Origin of the sequence: Agromyces soli, from assembly GCF_022811605.1 — a bacterium.
Lineage (GTDB): Bacteria > Actinomycetota > Actinomycetes > Actinomycetales > Microbacteriaceae > Agromyces > Agromyces soli.
The window spans coordinates 156252-175750 of the sequence record NZ_CP094533.1 but is presented as its reverse complement, the minus strand read 5'-3'; the positions used below and the strand labels follow the sequence as shown (position 1 = coordinate 175750).

Annotated in this window: 22 protein-coding genes; 10 read left to right on the top strand and 12 right to left on the bottom strand. The window is 73.0% G+C overall.

Annotated elements, in window-relative coordinates; genetic code table 11:
- Genes MTP13_RS00880 through MTP13_RS00870 form a run of 3 tightly spaced genes read left to right on the top strand, consistent with a single transcriptional unit; the run spans nt 1 to nt 4039 of the window.
- Complete coding sequence (locus tag MTP13_RS00880) at nt 1-1359, top strand: cytosine permease (protein WP_243569196.1); 1359 nt, start codon at nt 1-3, stop codon at nt 1357-1359.
- A complete protein-coding gene (locus MTP13_RS00875) occupies nt 1356-2483 on the top strand; it encodes a DUF917 domain-containing protein (protein WP_243569195.1) in 1128 nt (375 codons plus the stop codon). Before MTP13_RS00880 ends, MTP13_RS00875 begins: the two co-directional genes overlap by 4 nt.
- Nucleotides 2483-4039, top strand: a complete 1557-nt coding sequence (locus tag MTP13_RS00870) for a hydantoinase/oxoprolinase family protein (RefSeq protein WP_243569194.1) — start codon at nt 2483-2485, stop codon at nt 4037-4039. Before MTP13_RS00875 ends, MTP13_RS00870 begins: the two co-directional genes overlap by 1 nt.
- Nucleotides 4040-4073: 34 nt before the next feature.
- Here the strand turns inward: MTP13_RS00870 and MTP13_RS00865 are convergent, their stop codons facing one another.
- A complete protein-coding gene (locus tag MTP13_RS00865) occupies nt 4074-4463 on the bottom strand; it encodes a RidA family protein (RefSeq protein ID WP_243569193.1) in 390 nt (129 codons plus the stop codon).
- Between the two features lie 79 nt (nt 4464-4542).
- Here MTP13_RS00865 and MTP13_RS00860 point away from each other — a divergent pair, with 79 nt between their 5' ends.
- Entirely contained in the window at nt 4543-4962 is a 420-nt protein-coding gene (locus tag MTP13_RS00860) for a pyridoxamine 5'-phosphate oxidase family protein (protein WP_243569192.1), read from the top strand.
- Between the two features lie 62 nt (nt 4963-5024).
- Here the strand turns inward: MTP13_RS00860 and MTP13_RS00855 are convergent, their stop codons facing one another.
- The 5 genes from MTP13_RS00855 to MTP13_RS00835 all read right to left on the bottom strand — a co-directional run bounded on the left by MTP13_RS00855 (nt 5025) and on the right by MTP13_RS00835 (nt 8529).
- On the bottom strand, nt 5025-5666 hold the full coding sequence (locus MTP13_RS00855) for a GntR family transcriptional regulator (RefSeq protein WP_243569191.1): 642 nt from the start codon (nt 5664-5666) through the stop codon (nt 5025-5027).
- A 53-nt stretch (nt 5667-5719) separates the two neighbouring features.
- Nucleotides 5720-6592 carry a cytochrome c biogenesis CcdA family protein gene (locus MTP13_RS00850; protein ID WP_243569190.1) on the bottom strand — a complete coding sequence of 291 codons (873 nt, stop codon included), beginning with the start codon at nt 6590-6592 and terminating at the stop codon, nt 5720-5722.
- Between the two features lie 2 nt (nt 6593-6594).
- Nucleotides 6595-7470: a DsbA family protein gene (locus MTP13_RS00845; protein ID WP_243569189.1), complete on the bottom strand. Its 876-nt coding sequence runs from the start codon at nt 7468-7470 to the stop codon at nt 6595-6597.
- Between the two features lie 84 nt (nt 7471-7554).
- Nucleotides 7555-8004, bottom strand: coding sequence for a DUF6389 family protein (locus MTP13_RS00840; protein WP_243569188.1), 450 nt, complete (start codon nt 8002-8004; stop codon nt 7555-7557).
- Between the two features lie 57 nt (nt 8005-8061).
- Nucleotides 8062-8529 (bottom strand): VOC family protein, encoded by a 468-nt coding sequence (locus MTP13_RS00835; RefSeq protein WP_243569187.1) that lies wholly within the window; start codon nt 8527-8529, stop codon nt 8062-8064.
- Between the two features lie 88 nt (nt 8530-8617).
- Here MTP13_RS00835 and MTP13_RS00830 point away from each other — a divergent pair, with 88 nt between their 5' ends.
- The gene (locus MTP13_RS00830; protein ID WP_243569186.1) at nt 8618-9160 is read left to right on the top strand and encodes an AAA family ATPase; all 543 of its coding nucleotides are present in this window, start codon (nt 8618-8620) and stop codon (nt 9158-9160) included.
- 1 nt (nt 9161) lies between these two features.
- On the opposite strand, the gene MTP13_RS00825 is transcribed toward MTP13_RS00830, so the two are convergent.
- Together MTP13_RS00825 and MTP13_RS00820 are read right to left on the bottom strand one after the other, a co-directional pair.
- Nucleotides 9162-9674, bottom strand: coding sequence for a hypothetical protein (locus tag MTP13_RS00825; protein WP_243569185.1), 513 nt, complete (start codon nt 9672-9674; stop codon nt 9162-9164).
- A 66-nt stretch (nt 9675-9740) separates the two neighbouring features.
- Nucleotides 9741-10754 (bottom strand): LacI family DNA-binding transcriptional regulator, encoded by a 1014-nt coding sequence (locus tag MTP13_RS00820; protein ID WP_243569184.1) that lies wholly within the window; start codon nt 10752-10754, stop codon nt 9741-9743.
- A gap of 237 nt (nt 10755-10991) precedes the next feature.
- Here MTP13_RS00820 and MTP13_RS00815 point away from each other — a divergent pair, with 237 nt between their 5' ends.
- Genes MTP13_RS00815 through MTP13_RS00800 form a run of 4 tightly spaced genes read left to right on the top strand, consistent with a single transcriptional unit; the run spans nt 10992 to nt 15057 of the window.
- The gene (locus MTP13_RS00815; protein ID WP_243569183.1) at nt 10992-12284 is read left to right on the top strand and encodes a sugar ABC transporter substrate-binding protein; all 1293 of its coding nucleotides are present in this window, start codon (nt 10992-10994) and stop codon (nt 12282-12284) included.
- Entirely contained in the window at nt 12281-13225 is a 945-nt protein-coding gene (locus tag MTP13_RS00810; RefSeq protein WP_243569182.1) for a carbohydrate ABC transporter permease, read from the top strand. Before MTP13_RS00815 ends, MTP13_RS00810 begins: the two co-directional genes overlap by 4 nt.
- Nucleotide 13226: 1 nt before the next feature.
- Nucleotides 13227-14108, top strand: coding sequence for a carbohydrate ABC transporter permease (locus tag MTP13_RS00805; RefSeq protein ID WP_243569181.1), 882 nt, complete (start codon nt 13227-13229; stop codon nt 14106-14108).
- A gap of 58 nt (nt 14109-14166) precedes the next feature.
- Nucleotides 14167-15057, top strand: a complete 891-nt coding sequence (locus tag MTP13_RS00800; RefSeq protein ID WP_243569180.1) for a nucleoside hydrolase — start codon at nt 14167-14169, stop codon at nt 15055-15057.
- Nucleotides 15058-15103: 46 nt separating this feature from the next.
- Here the strand turns inward: MTP13_RS00800 and MTP13_RS00795 are convergent, their stop codons facing one another.
- From MTP13_RS00795 to MTP13_RS00780, 4 genes are all read right to left on the bottom strand, one after another.
- Nucleotides 15104-15343 (bottom strand): hypothetical protein, encoded by a 240-nt coding sequence (locus tag MTP13_RS00795; RefSeq protein ID WP_243569179.1) that lies wholly within the window; start codon nt 15341-15343, stop codon nt 15104-15106.
- A 113-nt stretch (nt 15344-15456) separates the two neighbouring features.
- Nucleotides 15457-16530, bottom strand: coding sequence for a hypothetical protein (locus MTP13_RS00790; protein ID WP_243569178.1), 1074 nt, complete (start codon nt 16528-16530; stop codon nt 15457-15459).
- Between the two features lie 60 nt (nt 16531-16590).
- Nucleotides 16591-17214, bottom strand: a complete 624-nt coding sequence (locus MTP13_RS00785) for an HD domain-containing protein (protein WP_243569177.1) — start codon at nt 17212-17214, stop codon at nt 16591-16593.
- 193 nt (nt 17215-17407) lie between these two features.
- Nucleotides 17408-18319 carry a LysR substrate-binding domain-containing protein gene (locus tag MTP13_RS00780; protein WP_243569176.1) on the bottom strand — a complete coding sequence of 304 codons (912 nt, stop codon included), beginning with the start codon at nt 18317-18319 and terminating at the stop codon, nt 17408-17410.
- 96 nt (nt 18320-18415) lie between these two features.
- Between MTP13_RS00780 and MTP13_RS00775 the strand changes: the two genes are divergently transcribed.
- The gene (locus MTP13_RS00775; protein ID WP_243569175.1) at nt 18416-19438 is read left to right on the top strand and encodes an MBL fold metallo-hydrolase; all 1023 of its coding nucleotides are present in this window, start codon (nt 18416-18418) and stop codon (nt 19436-19438) included.
- Nucleotides 19439-19499: the final 61 nt, after the last annotated feature.

The window sequence follows — 19499 nt, the reverse complement described above, 5'->3', positions numbered from 1 at the left end:
ATGGACTCGACCGACTACGAGCACGGAACCGTGCCCGCCGACCAGCGCAAGAGCTGGATCTCCATCGCCGCGGTCTGGATCGCCATCGGCATCGACCTCTCCGGCGCCTTCCTCGGCATCGCCCTCGCCTCGGGCATGGCCTTCTGGCCCGCCATCCTCGCGACCGTCACCGGCTCGCTGCTGCTCGGCCTGCTCGCGATGGCGTGCGCCTACGTCGGCGCCGCGACCGGGCTGTCCACCGCGATGATCTCGCGCGCCGTGTTCGGCAAGATCGGCGGCGCGGTGCTCGCCCTGGCCCTCGCGATCAGCCTGCTCGGCTGGTTCGCGGTGCAGGCGGGCTTCTTCGGCTCGAACGCGCAGATCGCCTTCACCGAGCTCACCGGGCTCGAGCTGCCCGTGCAGCTGTTCACCGCGATCGGCGGCGTGCTCATGGTGCTCACCGCCCTCTGGGGCTACCGCTCGATCTCGCGACTCAGCACGCTCGCCGTGCCGCTGCTGCTCATCCTGCTCGTCGTCGGCGTCATCGTCGCCTTCGCGATGCACGGTGCGAGCGGCCTCGACGCCCCGGTCGTCGCGACCATCACCTTCGGCGGCGCGGTCTCGCTCGTCATGGGCATCTTCATCCTCGGCGTCGTGTCGGCCCCCGACATGGCGCGCTGGGCGAAGACGCCGAAGCAGGCGATGGCGGCCGGCTTCGTCGGCTTCTTCTTCGGCAACTCGATCATCATCGTCGTCGCGATCCTGCTCGCCCGCGTGATGAACCAGTCCGAGCTCATGACCATCTACTTCGCCCTCGGGCTCGGCGTCATCGCGGTCGTCGTGCTGATCCTCGCGCAGTGGACGACGAACACGACGAACATCTACTCCGCGGCCCTGAGCTTCGCCTCGATCAACGGGCGCCTCAACCGGCGCACGCTGACGATCATCGGCGGGGCGCTCGGCATCGTCATCGCCGTCGCGGGCGCCGCGGACTTCTTCGTGCCGTTCATCCTCGCGATCGGCGTCGTCATCGCACCGTACGGCGGCGTCTACCTCGCCGCGTACCTCACCGGCCGCCGCAGCCCCCGCTGGAGCGCGGGCGCGACGGTGCCCACGGTCGACGGCTGGGCGATCGCGGCGTGGGCGGTCGGCATCCTCGTCGCCCTCGCGACGACGAACCCGGCCGACGGCCTCGGCTTCGGCTGGTTCAGCCTCACCACCATCTCGGCGCTCGACGGCCTCGTCGTCGGCTTCGTGGTCTACCTCGCGCTGCTGCCGATGCGCCGGCGCGAACTGCCGGAGCACGTCGAGTCCGCTGCGGACCCCGCCACTAGTGCGGCCGCCGGCCCGGCCGCCGACCCCGAGGAGGCCCGCGCATGAGCGAACGGCTCATCACCGAATCAGACATCGACGAGATCGCCCTCGGCGCGGCCGTGCTCGGCACGGGCGGCGGCGGCGACCCGCACGTCGGCTCGCTCATCGCGAAGCGACTCATCCGCCTGCACGGCCCGGTGCGCCTCATCGACGTCGACGCCCTCGAGGACCGCGACTTCGTGGTGCCGATCGGCGGCATCGGCGCCCCGTCCGTGAGCGTCGAGCGCATCCAGGCCGAGTCCGAGCTGCTCGCCGCGCTCGAGGCGATCGAGGGCGCGGTGCGCCGCGTACCGACCGCGATCATGCCGATCGAGGTCGGCGGCGGCAACTCGATGCTGCCGATCGCGGCGGCCGCGCTCGCGGGCCTGCCCGTCGTCGACGGCGACGCGATGGGCCGGGCCTTCCCCGAGGCGCAGATGGTGACGTTCCACCTCGCCGGCTACGGCCCGGGCGCGACGGTGCTCGTCGACCACCACGGCAACGAGGTCGTCAGCCGGCCCGTCGACGGCGCCTGGTCCGAGCGGCTCGCCCGCGCGGCGACCGTCGAGATGGGCGGCGCGGCCACGATGATCGACTACGCCTACGGCGGCGAGGTGGTGCGCGAGTGCGCCATCCCGGCGACGCTCACCCAGGCGCAGCGGATCGGCCGCATCCTGCTGGGACGGGATGCCTCGGGCGCCGAGCTGCGCGACGACGAGAAGATCGACGCGCTCTGCGCCGAGCTCGACGCCGTGCGACTGTTCGACGGCAAGGTCGCCGACCTGCAGCGCGAGGTCGTCGGCGGCTTCACCCGCGGTGCGGCGGAGCTCGACGGCGTCGGCGAGGACCGGGGCAGCGGCTTGCGCCTCGACTTCCAGAACGAGATGCTGCTCGCCCGCCGCGACGGCGAGCTCGCCGCGGTCACGCCCGACCTGATCGCCGTGCTCGACCTCGCGACCGGTCTGCCGATCACGACCGAAGCGCTGCGCTACGGCGCGCGCGTCACGGTGATCGCCATGCCCTGCCACGAGAAGTGGCGTACCGACGCCGGCCTCGCGACCGCGGGGCCCGCACACTTCGGCTACGACGTCGACTGGGTTCCGGTCGAAGAGCTCGCCCGGCAGCGGCGCGAGCGGAAGGAGGCGGCGTGATGACCGCAGCGCAGGGCTACCGCATCGGCATCGACGTCGGCGGCACGAACACCGACGCGGTCGTGCTCGACGGCCGGCTCGACGTCGTCGCCTCGGTGAAGCGGCCGACCACCGCGGACACCGGTGACGGGGTCGCCGCCGCGATCGACGCGGTGATCGAGGCGGCCGGCATCGACCCGGCCCGCGTCACGCACGCGATGCTCGGCACGACGCACTGCACGAACGCCATCGTCGAGCGCCGCGGCCTCGGCCGGGTCGGCATCCTCCGACTGGGCGCACCGGCCACGACCGCCGTGCCGCCGCTCGAGGGCTGGCCCGAGGATCTGCGCCGGGCGATCGGTGAGCACGCCCACCTCGTCACGGGCGGCTACGAGGTCGACGGGCGCCTGCTCGCCCCGCTCGACGAGGACGCCGTCCGCGCGGCCTGCCGCAGCATGCGCGGGGAGGTCGACGCGGTCGCGGTCGTCGGTGTCTTCTCGCCGGTCGACGAGCGGCAGGAGGAGCGGGTCGCCGCGATCGTCGCCGAGGAGCTCGGCGTGCCGGTCTCGCGCTCGGCCCGCATCGGCTCGCTCGGGCTGCTCGAGCGCGAGAACGCGACCGTGCTGAACGCGGCGCTGATGCGCACGCTCACGCAGATGGCGGAGGGCTTCGTCGGGGCGCTGCGGGCCCGTGGCGTCGAGGCGACGCCGTACTTCGGGCAGAACGACGGCACGCTCATGCAGCTCGAGTACGCGCTCGAGTTCCCGGTGCTCACGATCGGCTGCGGCCCGACGAACTCGATCCGCGGCGCGGCGCACCTCTCCGGGGCGAGCGACGCGCTCGTCGTCGACATCGGCGGCACCACGACCGACATCGGCGTGCTCGTCGGCGGGTTCCCCCGGCAATCGGCGCACGCGGTCGAGATCGGCGGCATCCGCACGAACTTCCGCATGCCCGATGTGCTGTCCGTCGGCCTCGGCGGCGGCACGATCGTGCGGCCGCACGGTGGCGGGGTCACGGTCGGACCCGACAGCGTCGGCTACCGTCTGCCGCAGGAGGGCCTCGCGTTCGGCGGCGGCACGCTCACCGCGACCGACGTGGCGCTCGCGGTCGGCGGCGCGGCGATCGACGGCCTCACCGCGCCCGAGCTGGACGCCACGACCGGTGCGGCCGCCTGGGCCGGCATCCGCGAACTGCTCGAGGACTCGATCGATCGCATGAAGCCGAACGCCGCCCCGGTGCCGGTGATCCTCGTGGGCGGGGGCAGCATCATCGCGCCCGACGAACTCGACGGAGTCGCGGAGCTGATCCGCCCCGAGCATTTCGGTGCGGCCAACGCGGTCGGCGCCGCGCTCGGCGAGATCGCCGGGCAGGTCGAGAAGATCTACCGGCTCGAGGGCACCGACCGTCGGGCGTCGCGGGAGGATGCCTCGCGCGAGGCCGCCGAGCGCGCCCGCCTCGCGGGGGCCGACCCGGCGACGATCGAGCTCGTCGCGGTGGAGGAGCTGCCGGTGGCGTACCTCGACGGGCAGGCCGTGCTCATCCGGGCGCGGGCGGTCGGGCGGCTCGCCGCCTGAGCGGCTCGCCGCCTCAGGCCGCGGGCAGCTCGCCTCAGGCCGTGGGAACTGCGGCGATCGCGTCGATCTCGACGAGGGCGCCCGGCCGGGCCGGGGCGACGCCGAGCACGGTGACCGCGGTGCGGTGGTCGCCCCAGACCTCGCGCGTCGCGGCGTAGGCGTCGGACGGGTCGATGCCGGGCGCGAGGTGGATCGTGAGCTTCACCACGTGCTCGGCGTCGGTGCCGGCTTCGGCGAGCACGGCGAGCACATTGCGCAGCGCCTGCTCGGTCTGCGCGCGGAGGCCCTTCAGCAGGGCGCCCTCGGCGTCGGTGCCGTTCTGGCCGCCGACGTAGAGCACGGGGCCGGCCGGGGCCAGCATGCCCTGCGCGAACGCCGGGCTGCGGAAGAGCTGGGGCGGATCGATCTGCGTGGGCTTCGTCATGCCCCGATTCTGTCGCGCACCGCCGACATCGCGCGTCCTGGCTCTGGCCTTGCCGATCCGACCGGCCTAGCCTCGGAGCATGAGCGAACAGGTCGACGAGCGGAACCCGACCAGGCATCTGAGCGAGGAGGAGTGCTGGCAGCGGCTGCGCGAGGCGCCGTACGGCCGGGTCGCGCTCGCGGTCGCGGGGGAGGTCGACATCTTCCCCGTGAACCACAAGATCGACGGCACCTCGATCGTGTTCCGCACCGCGCCGGGCACGAAGCTGCTCGAGCTCACGATCCGCGACCACGTCGCGTTCCAGGTCGACGGCTTCAGCGAGCGCGAGGCGTTCAGCGTGGTCGCGAAGGGCTCCGCGCGGGAGTTCGACCGGCAGGGCGAGGTGGCCGCGGCCGAGCGGCTCGGCATCGAGCCCTGGGCGCCCGAGCAGAAGGACCGCTGGGTGCGCATCGACGTCACCGAGCTGCACGGCCGCTGGTTCGAGCGCCGCGCGCAGTAGTCGTTCGCTCGCCACCCGCCGACCCCCTCGCGAAGGTGAGCGCGGGCGAGCGCGCGGGCGGGTCAGACCGGCCCGAGCTCCGGGCCGTGCGTGTCCATCAGGTGGCCGCGCAGCGCCTCGGCGAATCCGGCGGGATCGTCGGCGCGCAGCCGCTCGACCAGGGCGCGATGCTCGGCGATCGTCTCCTCGACCCGCTCGAACAGGGTCTCGCGATGCGCGCTGAGCAGCAGGCGTTGCCGATCCGTCAAGCGGTCGGCGATCTCGGCGAGCACCGCGTTGCCCGCCGCCTCCACGAACGAGCGGTGGAACGCGATCGTGAGCGTCACGAAGCCGTCGAGGTCGCGCGCGAGGAGCGCCTCGCGCTGGGCGTTGAGCTGCGGCTCGAGCCGGTCCGCGAGCGCCCGGCGCACCTCGGTCGAGGCCCGCTGCACGCCCATCGCCTCGAGGATCAGCCGGGCGTCGGCGAGCTCGGCGATCTCGCGGTCGCTGAGCCGGCGGACGAGCGCGCCGCGCTTCGGGTAGATCGTGATCCAGCCCTCGTCCTGCAGCCGGGTGAGCGCGGAGCGCACGGGCGTGCGGCTCATGCCGAGCCGCTGCGCGAGCTCGTTCTCGCTGAGCATCTCGCCGGGGCGGTGGCTGCCGTCGAGGATCGCCGCACGGATGGCGGTGTGCGCGCGGAGCGCGGCACTGTCGGGCGTGGGCACCCGCCCATCATCGCGCGCGGCGGTGCTCGCCGCATCCGGCCGCGCCGCGAGCGTCACGCGCCGCTCCGCTCGTCGCCGGCTGCAGCTGCGCCTGAGCCGGACGCGTCGCGCTCCGAGGCGCCCTGGCGCCTCCGCGCGCGCCGGTGCAGCAGCCAGGCGCCGAGCAGCACCGCGAGCGCGACGCCCGCGACCGCGAGGTCGGGCACGGCCGAGGTGAGCCGGAGCGCGGATGCCTCGAGCTCGAACTGCGCGGTCGCGCCGAGCACCCCGCCGAGGGCCGCGGTGCCGTCGGTGACGAGCAGCAGCACGCCGATGCCGATGCCGAGGAGGCCCGCGACGATCTGCGTCCAGGTGTTCGTCCACCGGCCGATGCGCACGGTGCGCGGGCGCACGAGCCGGCGCACCCACGCGGAGCGCGACCAGGCGAAGGCGAGCACGAACAGCGGCACCGTCATGCCGAACGCGAACACCGCGAGCGCGACGCCGCCCTGCAGCGGGCTGCCGCCGAGCGCCGCGAGCGCGAGCACCGAACCGAGCACCGGCCCCGCGCACACCCCGGCGAGCCCGTAGACGGTGCCGAGCAGGTACACCGAGGCGATCGAGCCGACGTCGCCGGGCTGCTCGCGGGTGAACGCGGGCAGCGGGATGCCGAGCAGCTGCACGACTCCGAGCACGATCACGACGACCGCGGCGATCGTCACGAGCAGCACCCGGTTGGCGCTCACGAACGCGCCGACGGTGCCGGCGAGCACTCCGATCGGCACGAGCGTCGTGATCAGCCCGAGGTAGAAGACGCCCGTGCGGGCCATCAGCCGTCCCGGCGTGGTGAAGGCGTAGGCGAAGAACGCGGGCAGCAGCATCACCGAGCAGGGGCTCAGCAGCGTCAGGATGCCGCCGACGAGCGCGCCCGCGAGGCCGAGTTCCACGGTCAGCGCGCCTGGTCGGCCCCGGGGGCGTCGACGCCGGCCTCGGCGAGCCGGGCGTCGAGGAACTCGCGGAACGCGTCGACCGGCTGCGCGCCCGCCATGGCCTGCGTGCCGACGACGAAGAAGGGCACGCTCGAGACGCCGAGCGCCTGCGCGTCGGCCGTGCTCTTCGTCACCGCCTCGCGGAGCTCGGGGCGGTCGAGGTCGGCCTCGAACCGGGCGAGGTCGGGGACGCCCGCGGCCTCGGCGAAGCCGAGCAGCTTCTCGCGCGGCATGTCGGGGTGGCCGGACTCGGGCGCCGCGGCGTAGAGGGCGGCGAGGTACTCGGGGAAGCGCCCCTGCTCGCCGGCGGCGCGGGCCGCCACGGCCGCGTCGACGGACTCGTCGCCGAAGAAGGCGACGTCGCGGAACTCGTAGCGCACGAGCCCGGCGTCGACGTACTCGTCGAGGATGACGGGCATCGTGTCGTTCGTGAACACGGCGCAGAACGGGCAGCGGAAGTCGGCCCACTCGACGAGCACGATGGGCGCGTCGACGCTGCCGATGGCGAAGGGGTCGTCGGGGTCGCGCTTCGCGATGGCCGGGTTCTCGGGGTTCTCGTTCGCGGCGGGGGCGCCGGTGGCAGGCGCCTCGCTGCCGGCCGGGCCGCCGTTCGCGGTGGCGCCGCCCGTCGCGCCGGGCAGGGCCTGCGCGAGGACGACGACCGCGAGAAACGCGGCGAGGGCGCCGAGCACGACGTTCAGGATGCGGGAGCGGCGCAGCCGCCGTTCGAGCCCCGCGGCGTGCGCGGTGGTGTGAGCGGGGCCGGCGGCGGGTGCGGTCGGCTTGGCAGTGGGCTGGGCGGGCTGGGCGGACTTCTCGGGCGGCGTCTTGGACATCGCGCCCAGGATACAACTTGTATCCAAGCGTGCGATGAATGGGCGCCGGGTGCACGAGCGCTCGATGAACGGGCGCTGGCCGCCTCAGGCCTCGAGCTCGATCGGCTCGACGGTGCCCCAGCCGTCGATGCCCGCGATGTACCCGGGGATCGGGCTGCGCCCGCGGGCCGCTCGCGCCCAGAGTTCCTCGAGCCATCCGCTCGCCGCGTCGACGATGACGTCGCGCACCTCGAAGCCTGCTCGACCGGGGGCGAACATCGGCACCGGCGGCGTCGGGCCCTGCGCGCCCTGCCGCACCTCGAAGAGCGTGCGGTCGGCCTCGATCGCGCGGTTCAGCACATAGGTGTCCGGTCCCTCGAGCGTGGCGACGATCGAGAAGCCGCCCTCGCCGTCCTGATCGGGGAAGACGAGCAGCTGCAGCTCCTCGGCGGTCTCCGGCGCGGCGGCGACGATGCGCTCGAGCTTCGCGGCGGCGGCGTCGGCGACCCGGTCGAGCTGGGCGCGGAGGGCGGCGGCGTACGCGGAGGCATCCATCCGCCCAGGCTATCCGCCCCGCCCGCCCCTCCGCCCGCCCGCCCGCGAGCGCGGCGCTCAGGCCTGCTCGAGCTCCGCGATGACGATCTTCTTCTGCGCCATCATCACCTGCACCTGGGCCGGCCGCTGCATCAGCTCGGACATGTTCGCGGGGATGATCTGCCAGCTCACGCCGAAGCGGTCCTTGCACCAGCCGCACTGCTCCGACTCGGGCACGTGCGAGAGCGCTGCCCAGTAGCGGTCGATCTCGGCCTGGTCGGCGCAGGAGACGACGAAGGAGATCGACTCGTTGAAGGTGAACAGCGGGCCGCCGTCGAGGCAGACGAAGTCGACGCCGTTCAGCGTGAAGCTGCCGTTGATGACCTTGCCCGCCATGCCGGCGAAGTGCTCGTCGAGCGACTCGTCGGGGTAGGCCTCGATCGAGTTGATGCGCGAGTCCGGGAACACCCCGACGTAGTACTCCATCGCCTCGCGCGCCTGGTCGTTGAACCAGAGGCAGGGCTGGATCGCTGCGAGTGCGGCCATGACGTCTCCCTTGATCGAATGGGGCGTGTTCGCGTCGGGGCACAGGCTACGCCGTCCCGGGCCTCCCGGCATCCCCTAGGCTCCGGGCATGCGCATCGTCGTCTCCGGCACCCACGCGAGCGGCAAGTCCACGCTCATCGGCGACCTCCTGGCCGAACGGCCCGGCTTCGCGCACCTCGGCGACCCCTTCGAGCTCGTCGACGGCGCGCTCGACGAGCCCGACGCCGGCACGTACGCCGAGCAGCTGCTCGCGACGGCGGTGAGGCTCCGAGCGCATCCGGCGGGGGACGACCTCGTCGCCGAGCGCGGCCCGATCGACTTCCTCGCCTACCTCAGCGCCCTCGATGTGCTCCGCCGCGGCGGCCGTTCGCGGGCCCTGTTCGAGCGCGGCTACGCGCTGACCGGCGCCGCGATGCAGGAGGTCGACCTGCTCGTGGTGCTGCCGCTCGAGCACCGCGATCCCATCGAGGTCGGCGAGGACGAGGATCCCGAGCTCCGCGAGGCGATGGACGACGCGCTGCTCGAACTCGTCGACGACCCCGATCTCGTCGCCCCGCCCACGCGCGTCGTCGAGCTCAGCGGTGACCGCGAGGCGCGGCTGCGCGCTCTGCTCGCCGTCCTCGACGGCTGATTCAGCCGCCCGACTGCATCGGCGAGACGTCGATGTCGACGTTGCCGAAGGTGAAGGGGATCCAGAACTGCTCGCCGCCGTCCCAGGCGTCGAGCGGGATCGACATGAACGACACGAGCGTCAGCGCCAGCCAGGCGGCGGTGACGGCGACGATGAGGATGACGGCGCGGTCGAGGGTGCGGAGGGCGGATGCCTCGTCGGACGCCCGCCGGAGCACGAGCGTGATGGCGATGAGTGCGATCGCCGCAATGGCGACGTAGACGACGGGACTCGGCCGCAGCACCAGGTCGACGCAGAGCGGCACAGCGGTCGTCGCACGGCCGTCGCCGTCGAGGTAGCCGCCGTCGCCGGTGACCCCGCCGCGGCAGAGGCCCTTCGAGGCGGCGCTCAGGCCGGTGTAGACGAGCGCGGTGCCGAGCCCCCAGAGCAGCAGGCGGCGGATGCGCCGGATGATCGTCGCGCCGGGCAGAGTGGAGAGTCGTGCGTCGGGGGAGTGGTGCAGCGTGTCTCGCATGGCGGCCTCCCGGCTCGTCGGTGAGGACATGCTGGCACGGCCCGGGGCTCCGGGGCTAGGGGCGGCTCACCCCTCCGCGCAGCCGCAGGAGGCGCGCACGATGAGCTCGTGGCCTGCGAGCTCGCGCACGCGGGTGAAGTCCGCGCCGTCGGCGGGCTCGGCGGCGGCCTCGGCGACGAGCTCGATCGCGCGGGCGGCGATCGCCCGGATCGGCTGGCGCACGGTGGTGAGCGGCGGCACCGCGTACTCGGAGTGCTCGGTGCCGTCGAAGCCGATGACGGCGAGGTCCTGCGGCACGCGCAGGCCGAGCAGGTAGGCGGCGTGCAGCACGCCGTAGGCCTGCTCGTCGGTGGCGCAGGTGATGGCGCGCGGGCGCTCGGGCTCGGCGAGCCAGCGCAGCGAGACGGCCGAGGCATCCGCTCGGGAGGTGCCGCTGTTGCGCTCGTCGTGGCGCAGCTCGCGCCCGGCCTCGGCCATGGCGGCGAGGAAGCCGCGGCGGTGCTGGCCGGCGCCGACGGAGTGGGCGGGGCCGTTCAGGAGCCCGATCGAGTCGAAGTCGTGGGCGACGAGGTGGGCGGCGGCGGCGCGGGCGGCGAGTTCGTAGTCGATGGTGAGCGAGGCCGCCGGGGCGTCGTCGGCGATGGGGTGCAGTGCGATCACGGGGATGGACGCCTGTTCGAACGCCGCGAAGTCCGGCTCGTCGAGGAGCGAGACCATGACGACCGAGTCCACGCGGCGCTCGACGAAGGCGGCGATGTGCCGGCGCTCCCGCTCGGGGTCGAGGCTCGAGTCGCCGATGAGCAGCAGCTCGCCGCGTTCCATCGCCGCGTCCTCGAGGGCGCGGGCGAGCTCGCCGAAGTAGGGGTTCGCGATGTCGGGGACGATGAGCCCGATCGTCGAGGTGCGGCCGAAGCTGAGCGCCCGGGCGAGCGCGTTGGGCCGGTAGTTGAGCTCGGCGGCCGCGGCGAGCACGCGCTCGCGGGTCGCGGGGGAGACGTTGCGCGGCCCGTTGTTGAAGACGTAGCTCACGACGGCCGTCGAGGTGCCGGCGAGTTGGGCGACATCGCGTCCGGTGGCCATCGCGGCTCCCTCCTGCTAAGCGGTTAGACCTGCATGGATGCTAGCAGTGCCCCGCGCTGGCGGCGCGCACTCGGATGCCTCGGCGACGGCGTCTTGCGTCGCTGGAAGCGGTAGCCTAGAGTGCCATCTAACCGCTTCGTCTATCCGCTTAGATCCTGCGCACAGCAGGCGGGATCCCGGCCCACTTGCCGGCGCGGCGGACGAGCGCGACGATTCCCCCGACGGAAGGTGCACCCAATGAAGCGTTCACGAGCGTTGCTGCTCGCCGGAGTCGCGGCGAGCGCCGTGCTCCTCGCCGGCTGCTCGGCCCCCGCCGACTCCGGCTCGGCCGGCGACGGATCCGGCACGGTCCGGTTCCTCGGCCCGGAGGACCCGGCGACCTTCGCCCCGGTCATCGCGGCGTTCGAGGCCGAGCACCCCGACATCACGATCGACTACACCCAGGTGCCGTTCGACCAGTACTCGAGCACGCTGCAGCAGCGGCTCGGTGCGAAGGACGACACGATCGACGTCTACGCCGTCGACCAGCCGAACCTCTCGCAGCTCGCCGCGCAGGGCTTCCTCGAAGACCTCAGCGACCTCTCCGACGAGGCGAAGGCCGCCACGAGCTCCGCGCAGTTCGAGATCAACCAGTACGACGGCAAGATGTGGGCCCTCTCGGTCTGGAACTCGACGCAGATGCTGTTCTTCAACCGTGACGCCCTCGCCGCGGCCGGTGTCGAGGCGCCCACCGCCGACCCTGCCGCCCGCTGGACGTGGGAGCAGACCGCCGACGCCGGCCGCGCCGCCCAGGCGGCCGGCACCCAGTACGGCCTGCTGCTCGAGCAGGTCGAGGCGTACTACCAGCTGCAGCCCCTCGCCGAGTCGCTCGGCGGCGGCTCGGGCATCACCGGTGACGACATGCTCACCGTCGACGTCACGAACGACGGATGGCAGCAGGCCATGGCCTGGTACGGCGACACCTTCGAGAGCGGCCTCTCGCCGCGCGGTGTCGGCGGTTTCCAGACCGCGCCCGTCTTCATCGACGGCAATGTCGCCTTCTTCGTCGGCGGCCCGTGGGACGTCGGCCGCTTCGCCTCCGACGCGACCTTCGACTGGGGCGTCGCCCCGATGCCGTACTTCGAGGGCGGCGAGGTCGCGACCCCGACCGGCTCCTGGTCGTGGGGCGTGAACACCGCGTCCAAGAACAAGGACGCCGCGCGCGCGTTCATCGAGTTCGCCGCGCTCGACCCGGCCGGCGCGCTCGCCACGACCGAGGCGACGACGATCATCCCGTCGAACACCGAGGCCGCCGCGAAGTACCTGCCCGGGCTCGAGGAGCTCGGCGGCGAGCACGCCGCGGGCGTCGCCGACCTCATCACCTACGAGATCGAGGAGACCGCCGTTCCGCGGCCGGTCTCCGTCGGCTACGTGCAGTTCGAGTCGGCGATGAACACCGCCTTCGCGGACATCCGCAACGGCTCCGACCCGGCCGCCCGCCTCGAGCAGGCGACCACCCAGATCCAGGACGCCTGGAAGAAGTTGCGATGACCACTCCCACCACCCGGGCGGGCGCGGACTCCCGCGCCCGCCGGGCGGTGCGGCCGGCGCCGCCGGCCCGCCCGACACGGCGCGGGCGGCGGCACCCCGCCCTCATCGCCCTCGCGTTCCTCGCCCCGGCGCTCATCGCCCTGCTCGTGCTCCGGCTCGCCCCGGCCGCGGTGGCCCTCTGGGACAGCCTGTTCCGCACGAGCCTCCTGGGTGGCACGCAGTTCGTCGCCCTCGGCAACTACCTGGAGCTGTTCGGCAACCCCGACTTCCAGAACGCGCTGCTCGTCACGCTCGTCTTCACCATCCTGATCAACCCGCTGCAGGTCGCGACCGCCTTCCTGCTCGCGGTGCTCTACACCCGCAAGGCGGCCGGCTCGAAGATCTGGCGCTCGCTCGTCATCCTGCCGATCGCCGTGCCGCCCGCCGTCTCGGCGGTCATCTGGAGCGTGATCTACCGGCCCGACGGCCTCGCGAACGCGTTCCTCGACCTCCTCGGCCTGCCCGCGCAACCGTTCCTCACCTCGCCGCAGCAGGCGCTCGCCTCGATCATGGTGCTGCTGTCGTGGATCGGCGTCGGGTACTGGATGATGTTCCTCATCGCGGGCATCAACGACATCCCGCGCTCCTACTACGAGGCCGCCTCGCTCGACGGCGCCTCCGCGTGGCGGCAGCTGTGGACCATCACCTTCCCGCTCGTGCGCCGGCCGCTCGCTTTCGTGCTCGTCGCCGACACCGTGTCGAACCTGCTCGTCTTCGCGCCGGTGCAGATCCTCACGAAGGGCGGGCCGGAGGGCTCCACGAACCTCCTCATGTACGACATCTTCACCAGGGCGTACACGCTCGGCGACCTGAACACCGCGCAGGCCGAGGTCGTCATCCTCGTGCTCATCACGCTCGTGATCGTCGCCCTGCAGTTCCGCCTGCTCCGGTCGGAGGACTGACATGACCGCATCCCTCGCCCCGTCCCAGGCGCCGGCCGGCCGCCGCCGCTCGCCGCGCCGCCGTCTCGGCCCCGTCGGCACCTCCGTGCTCGGCGCCGTCATCGGGCTCGCGTTCCTCATCCCGCTGTGGTGGACGGTCGTGAACTCGCTCCGCCCCGGCGACGAGACCTTCCGCTACCTGAACCCGCTCGAGTGGCGCACCTTCTTCACGCTCACCCCGACGCTCGACAATTACTTCGCGCTGCTCGACACCGATCTCGGCCGGGCCATCCTGAACTCGCTGTTCATCAGCCTCGTGACGGTCGTCGTCGGCCTCGTGATCTGCGCGACCGCGGCCTACGGGCTGTCGGCGTTCACGTTCCGGGGCCAGGGGATCGTGTTCTCGGTGATCATCCTGTCGTTCCTGATCCCGTTCGACGCGATCGCGATCCCGCTCGCCGACATGTTCCGCGACTGGAACCTGCAGAACACCTTCTTCGGGCTGATCCTGCCGGGCCTCGGCAACGGCATGGCGATCTTCCTGCTGCGCACCTTCTTCCTCGCGATCCCCGAGGAGCTCGTCGAGGCCGCCCGCCTCGACGGCCTCGGCCCGTGGGGCGTGTTCCGGCGCATCTACCTGCCGCTGTCGGTGCCGGCGCTCATCGGCGCCGGGCTCATGCTGTTCCTGTTCCAGTGGCAGGCGTACGTGTGGCCGCTGCTCATGGGCACCGACCGCGACCACGTCGTCGGACCCGTCGCGCTGTCGAACCTGCAGGGGCAGTTCGCCGTCGACTACGGGGTGCTGTTCGCGGCCTCCGTGATCCTCATCCTCATCCCGCTGGCGATCATCATCGGCTTCCAGCGCTACTTCATCCAGTCCGTCTCCACGACCGGGCTGAAGTAGCCGACCACCCTCCCGCACCGCCCGCACCCCTCGCACCACCCCGAAAGGAGCACCGCCGATGCGCGCTGCCCACCGAGTCATCCTCGACACCGACCTCGGCTCCGACGTCGACGACGCCATGGCGCTCAGCCAGCTGCTCGGCCTTCCCGCCGTGGAGCTCGTCGGCGTCACCACCGTCTACGGCGACACGCTGCTGCGTGCCCGGATGAGCCGCCGCATCGTCGAGCTCGCCGGCCGCGACGTGCCCGTCTACGCGGGCCGCGCCGAGACCCGCTCGGGACGGGAGATCTGGTGGGCCGGGCACGAGGGCGCGCTGCTCGACGGCCTCGAGCGCGAGCGCGTCGAGAGCGGTGACGCCGTCGACTTCCTCGTCGAGCAGGTCGTCGGCAACCCGGGCGAGATCGACGTCGTCGCGATCGGGCCGCTCACGAACATCGCCGCCGCCATCGAGGCGGACGAGCGCTTCGCCGGCGCCGTGCGCCACCTCTGGATCATGGGCGGATCGTTCACCGACGACGAGCCCGAGCACAACCTGCGCAGCGACTCGGCGGCCGCCGAGCTCGTCTTCGCCGCCGGCATCCCGACGACCGTGACCGGGCTCGAGGTGACCCGGCGGGTCGAGATCCGCCGGGACCAGCTCGACCGCATCGGGGCGGCGGGCCCGCTCGGCGCGCTCGTCCTCGCCGAGGTCGAGCAGTGGTGGCGCTACTGGAACGTCGAGTGGAACGTGCCGCACGACCCGGTGACCGTGCTCACCCTGACCGAGCCGCAGCTGTTCGAGGTCTCCGAGCCGGGGACGGTCACGATCGAGCGCGACGGCGAGGGGGAGGGACGCAGCGTCTTCACCCCGGGCGGCGGGGCGACCCGCGTGGTGCGCGAGCTGGATGCCGAGGCCGTCGCCGAGCACATCGTCACCGCGATCGTGGCCGCCGGGAGCGCCGCGGCCTGATTCGGATCGGTGCCCCGGCCGCTCGAGCCGGGGCACCGCCCCCGGCTCAGTTGATCCAGTAGTAGGAGAACGCCCACTTCTGGTCGTACGAGCGCTTGTGGCAGGCCGTCACGATGCGGGCGCCGAGTCCCCGGTACTGGGTCGAGATGCGCTGGCAGTCCGCCTGGCTGTATCCCGTGATGTAGTACCAGGTCTGCGGTGCGGCGTTCGCGACGGCGGAGCCGCCGAACACCATCGCCAGGCTGACTCCGACGGCCGCCAGGGTCTTCACTCCACGTGCACGCATCTGCGTTTCCTTCCCCCGAGAGGTCCACCGGGGCGGTCGCCCGCGGTGGCGTGGCCCCAGGCTAGTGAGGGCCCCGCGCCGAGGGAATGGGCAGGGCTGCCCATGCCCACGGCTCAGCCGTCGGGCAGTTCGTCGCGGGTGCGCCGACGCGCCGACCAGGCCCCTCCCGCGCTCAGCGCGAGGGTGAGCACGGTGGCGACGGCGGCGAGCCCGTTGAGCCAGTCGGGCACGGCGCCCGCCGGCATCGCGATCCGCTCGCCGCGCTCAGCGACGATGAGGAACCCGGATGCGAGCGCCACCACGACCCCGAAGGCGGCGATCATGATCGCCGCCCTCACGAACGGGTCGGCGCGGCGCCCGATCGCGCCGCTGGTGCTGGGACGGCTCGGCCGGCGAAGGCGCAGCCGGGACGCGGTTCGGCCCGTGAGGGTGAGTCTCGAGGCCGCCTCCACGTACCAGGCGACGAGGGCGTTCCCGCCCGTGCGTCGCGCCCGCTGCTCGGCAACGGCCCGGCCGAGCCGGCGCGAGCCGAGGCGCCAGCGCTCGGCGACGAGGGCATCGGAGGTGGTGCCACGTGGCAGTTCACGCCGCTCGACGAGCTGTTCGAGCGCCTGCGTCGGGGCGGCGTCGCCCCAGGCGGAGGCCGGGCCCGTGCCCGCCGCTCGCGCCAGCGTCTGCGCCGCGAGAATGCCGAAGCGCCACTCGAACGGCGCGCGAGCGCGCCACGCACGTTCGCGGAGGGTGAGCGTCACGAGCATCGGCACCAGGCTGAGCGCGAGGACGCCGAACGCGAGCACCACCCATCCCGTCGAGCGCGACCCCAGGAACGTCAGTACGGTCCAGACCGCCTGCGCGGCGCCGAGTCCGAAGACGAGCCAGGCGAGCAGGGTCGGTGCGCTCCAGATGCTGAGCCAGGCGTCGTGCGCGGTGCGGGCGAGCCGGCCGTGCGCGGCCTCGAGGCGGGCATGACTCGGCCCCACCGCCGCCGGTCGCGGAGCCGGCGGAGCTGTGCATACCCGCCACCACCGTGGCAGGCGCGCTGCCCGCTGCTCCCACCATCCGAGCCGGAACCCTCGGCCCCACGGCGCCAAGCCGACCATGACCGTCCACCCCCACACCAGCACGATCACGAACAGGAGCACGAGCGAGGCGAGCCAGTACTGGCTCCAGAACAGGCCGGGAAGCATCCTTCCACCCTCGACCACACGCCCGACATCCGCCGTGATCCATCCACAGTGGTGGGGCGCTCAGCCGAGCTCGGCGGCGATGCGCAACCAGGGGAGCGAGGCATCCGGCCGTGCCGCGGCGCCGCGCGCCTGGCCGTCGCAGCGCACCACGACCGCCCAGTCGGCGAGCGTGGTGCCCGCGGCCTCGAGCCGGGATCGCAGCCGGCGCACCGCGCGCCGCGACGGATCGCCCTGCACCGAGACATGCGCCATGTGCGTCTCGACGAGGGCGGCGAGCGGGTCGACGAGCGAGTCCGGCCAGCCGAGGCGGGCGCCCAGTTCTCGCACCAGCGCGCCGCCGTGCTCGGCGTGACCGAGTGAGGTGATCCGCCCCTCCCGCTCGCGCGTCGTCGCGGGCTTGCCGACGTCGTGCAGCAGCGCTCCGAGCACGAGCAGGCGACGCCGCTCGGCACGGGCGTCCAGCTCGTCGGCGAGGCGGGCCGCCAGATCGGCCGCGCCGAGGGAGTGCACGAGCACGTCGCCCTCCGGGTGCCACTGCGGATCCTGCGGGGTGGCGGCGAGCGCCGCGAGCTCGGGGACGGCGTCGACGAGTCCGGCGTCGCGCAGCGCGACGGACGGGACGGATGCCTCGGCCGCGACCCGGAGCAGTGCGGCACCGAGTGCGGCGTCCGGCGCTGGGCTCACGAACCGGTCACCGGCGGGTGCTGCTCGGTCTGCCTCGTGCCGCTCATCCCGTGATCGCCTCCTCGTCGCGCACCGTGGCGCACGGAACTCATGCTGGCAGCCGCGGCGAGAGCGGGCAAGGCGCCGCGGGGCACCCTCGGCCGACGAGCCGAGGTGCGTCGCCAACCCGGCGCGGCGCGAGCCCGGTGCGGCGCTAGCCCAGCGCGTCGTGCAGCTCCGGCTCGCCGAGCAGCGCGAGCAGCGCGTCGAGTCGGGCGGTGCGGCGCTGTCCGTGCGGCATCGCGAGGATCACGTCGTTCGGGGCGACGGCGTCGCGCACGCGCACATACGCGACGTGGCGTCCGTCGAAGCTCTGCGTGCCACGAGGGCGCCCGCTGAACACGGAGTAGCCGAGGCCGCGGGCGACCATCGCCCGCACGGTCTCCGGGTTCGTGAACGCCCAGCCGGGGTTGGGCACGATGCCGGCCTCTTCGATGAGCGACTCGATGACGCTCCGAGAGCCGGCGGGCTGCACCAGGATGAGCCGCTCCTCGGCGAGTTCGGCGAGCGAGACGTCGGGGGCCGAAGCGAGTCGATGCGATTCGGGGAGCACCGCGTAGGGAGCGAGCGAGCGCACCTCGCGCACGTCGAAGTCGGCCGCGAGCTGGCGCCGGTAGAGCACGGCGGCGTCGACCGCGCCCGTGCGCAGGAGGTCCTGCACCTCGCTCGCGAGCCCGTCGACGAGGTCGAGCTCGACCCGGGGATGCCGCTCGGTGAACGTCGCGGCGAGCGGGGGCAGGAGCCTCGGCGAGAGGGCGACGGTGCAGGCGATGCGCAGCGGCCCGGCGACCTCGTCGTGCTCGGCGCCGGCGAGCCGCTCCAGCTCGCTCGTGTCGTCGAGGATGCGCCGGGCCACGGGCAGCATGCGTTCTCCGCTGCGGGTGAGGGCGACGCCCTTCGCGGGCCGGCGCACGAGCAGTTGCAGACCGAGCGCCCGTTCGAGCTCGCCGAGTCCGGTGGAGACGGCCGCCTGCGAGGCGAGGCAGCGCTCGGCGGCGGCGCTGACGGTGCCCGCCTCGGCAGCGGCCACGAAGTACTGCAACTGGCGTAGGGTCACGGCATTCATCGCTTCTCCTTATGAAGTTCTTCTGAAACATCCGCTGTTCAGAACAATAGTTCGCGCCCCACGATGGATGGCAACGCACGCCGAAGGAGTCAGCGCATGAGCGAACACCGCATCGTCACCCTGGGCACCGCCGGAGGGCCCCGATGGTGGACGCCCATCGACACCCACTCACGGTTCGGCATCTCGACGGCGGTCGCCGTCGGCGACCGGGTCTACCTGGTGGATGCCGGACTCGGGGCCGGGCGCCAGTTCACCCGCGCCGGCTTTCGTATGGACCAGCTCGGCGGCGTGTTCCTCACTCACCTGCACTCCGATCACACCACCGATCTGCTGAACCTCGCCCTGTTCGGCATGTTCGGGCTGAGCGGCGAGGGCCCGCGCATCCCCATCGTCGGCCCCGGCGACCGCGGCGCACTGCCGCCCGTGTCGTCACGGGCGACGACGCCGCCCCGCCCGGTCGCGCCCGGGCTGCCCACGCCCGGCACCGCAGACATGTTCCGGCTGCTGATGGAGTCGCAGGCGACCGACCTCAACGACCGGGTGCTCGACGCGCTGCGGCCCTCGCCGCTCGAGCTCTTCGACGCCCGCGACATCGCGCTGCCCGCCGGTATCGGCTACCACCCGAACACGGCGCCCACGCCCGAGATGGCGCCGTTCACCGTGTTCGAGGACGACCGGGTGCGCGTCGACGCGATCCTCGTGCAGCACCCGCCGATCGCCCCCGCGTTCGGCTTCCGCTTCACGAGCGATGAGGGCAGCGTCGCCATCTCGGGCGATACCGCGAAGTGCGACAACATGGTGCGGCTCGCCGCGGGGGCCGAGCTCCTGCTGCACGAGGCGATCAGCTTCGACTGGGTGACGGACACCTACGGCGGGCGCGACGACGAGACGTCCCGCGCCTCCATCGATCACCACCGCAAGTCGCACACGAGCGTCGAGGAGGCGATCGCCGTCGCCCGCGAGGCCGGGGTCCGCCGCCTCGCCCTGCACCACCTCGTGCCCGGGCACCTGCCCGCCGAGGACTGGATCCGCGCCGCCGCCGGCGCGGACGTCGAGGTCGTCATCCCGGACGACCTCGACCGCATCTCCTTCGCACGGCAGCGCGTGCTCGCCGTCTGAGAAACTGAGAACGAGAGAGGTCGACGATGACCCGCATCACCCCCACCGCACCGGCAACACC

Bases quoted from the DNA above. Each gene is read 5' to 3' on its own strand.
- MTP13_RS00865 (WP_243569193.1), bottom strand. From the start codon at position 4,463: ATGACGAAGCCCACGCAGATCGATCCGCCCCAGCTCTTCCGCAGCCCG.
- MTP13_RS00775 (WP_243569175.1), top strand. From the start codon at position 18,416: ATGAGCGAACACCGCATCGTCACCCTGGGCACCGCCGGAGGGCCCCGA.
- MTP13_RS00815 (WP_243569183.1), top strand. From the start codon at position 10,992: ATGAAGCGTTCACGAGCGTTGCTGCTCGCCGGAGTCGCGGCGAGCGCC.
- MTP13_RS00795 (WP_243569179.1), bottom strand. From the start codon at position 15,343: ATGCGTGCACGTGGAGTGAAGACCCTGGCGGCCGTCGGAGTCAGCCTG.
- MTP13_RS00830 (WP_243569186.1), top strand. From the start codon at position 8,618: ATGCGCATCGTCGTCTCCGGCACCCACGCGAGCGGCAAGTCCACGCTC.
- MTP13_RS00880 (WP_243569196.1), top strand. From the start codon at position 1: ATGGACTCGACCGACTACGAGCACGGAACCGTGCCCGCCGACCAGCGC.
- MTP13_RS00780 (WP_243569176.1), bottom strand. From the start codon at position 18,319: ATGAATGCCGTGACCCTACGCCAGTTGCAGTACTTCGTGGCCGCTGCC.
- MTP13_RS00805 (WP_243569181.1), top strand. From the start codon at position 13,227: ATGACCGCATCCCTCGCCCCGTCCCAGGCGCCGGCCGGCCGCCGCCGC.
- MTP13_RS00835 (WP_243569187.1), bottom strand. From the start codon at position 8,529: ATGGCCGCACTCGCAGCGATCCAGCCCTGCCTCTGGTTCAACGACCAG.
- MTP13_RS00870 (WP_243569194.1), top strand. From the start codon at position 2,483: ATGACCGCAGCGCAGGGCTACCGCATCGGCATCGACGTCGGCGGCACG.
- MTP13_RS00800 (WP_243569180.1), top strand. From the start codon at position 14,167: ATGCGCGCTGCCCACCGAGTCATCCTCGACACCGACCTCGGCTCCGAC.
- MTP13_RS00840 (WP_243569188.1), bottom strand. From the start codon at position 8,004: ATGGATGCCTCCGCGTACGCCGCCGCCCTCCGCGCCCAGCTCGACCGG.
- MTP13_RS00860 (WP_243569192.1), top strand. From the start codon at position 4,543: ATGAGCGAACAGGTCGACGAGCGGAACCCGACCAGGCATCTGAGCGAG.
- MTP13_RS00875 (WP_243569195.1), top strand. From the start codon at position 1,356: ATGAGCGAACGGCTCATCACCGAATCAGACATCGACGAGATCGCCCTC.
- MTP13_RS00790 (WP_243569178.1), bottom strand. From the start codon at position 16,530: ATGCTTCCCGGCCTGTTCTGGAGCCAGTACTGGCTCGCCTCGCTCGTG.
- MTP13_RS00825 (WP_243569185.1), bottom strand. From the start codon at position 9,674: ATGCGAGACACGCTGCACCACTCCCCCGACGCACGACTCTCCACTCTG.
- MTP13_RS00845 (WP_243569189.1), bottom strand. From the start codon at position 7,470: ATGTCCAAGACGCCGCCCGAGAAGTCCGCCCAGCCCGCCCAGCCCACT.
- MTP13_RS00810 (WP_243569182.1), top strand. From the start codon at position 12,281: ATGACCACTCCCACCACCCGGGCGGGCGCGGACTCCCGCGCCCGCCGG.
- MTP13_RS00820 (WP_243569184.1), bottom strand. From the start codon at position 10,754: ATGGCCACCGGACGCGATGTCGCCCAACTCGCCGGCACCTCGACGGCC.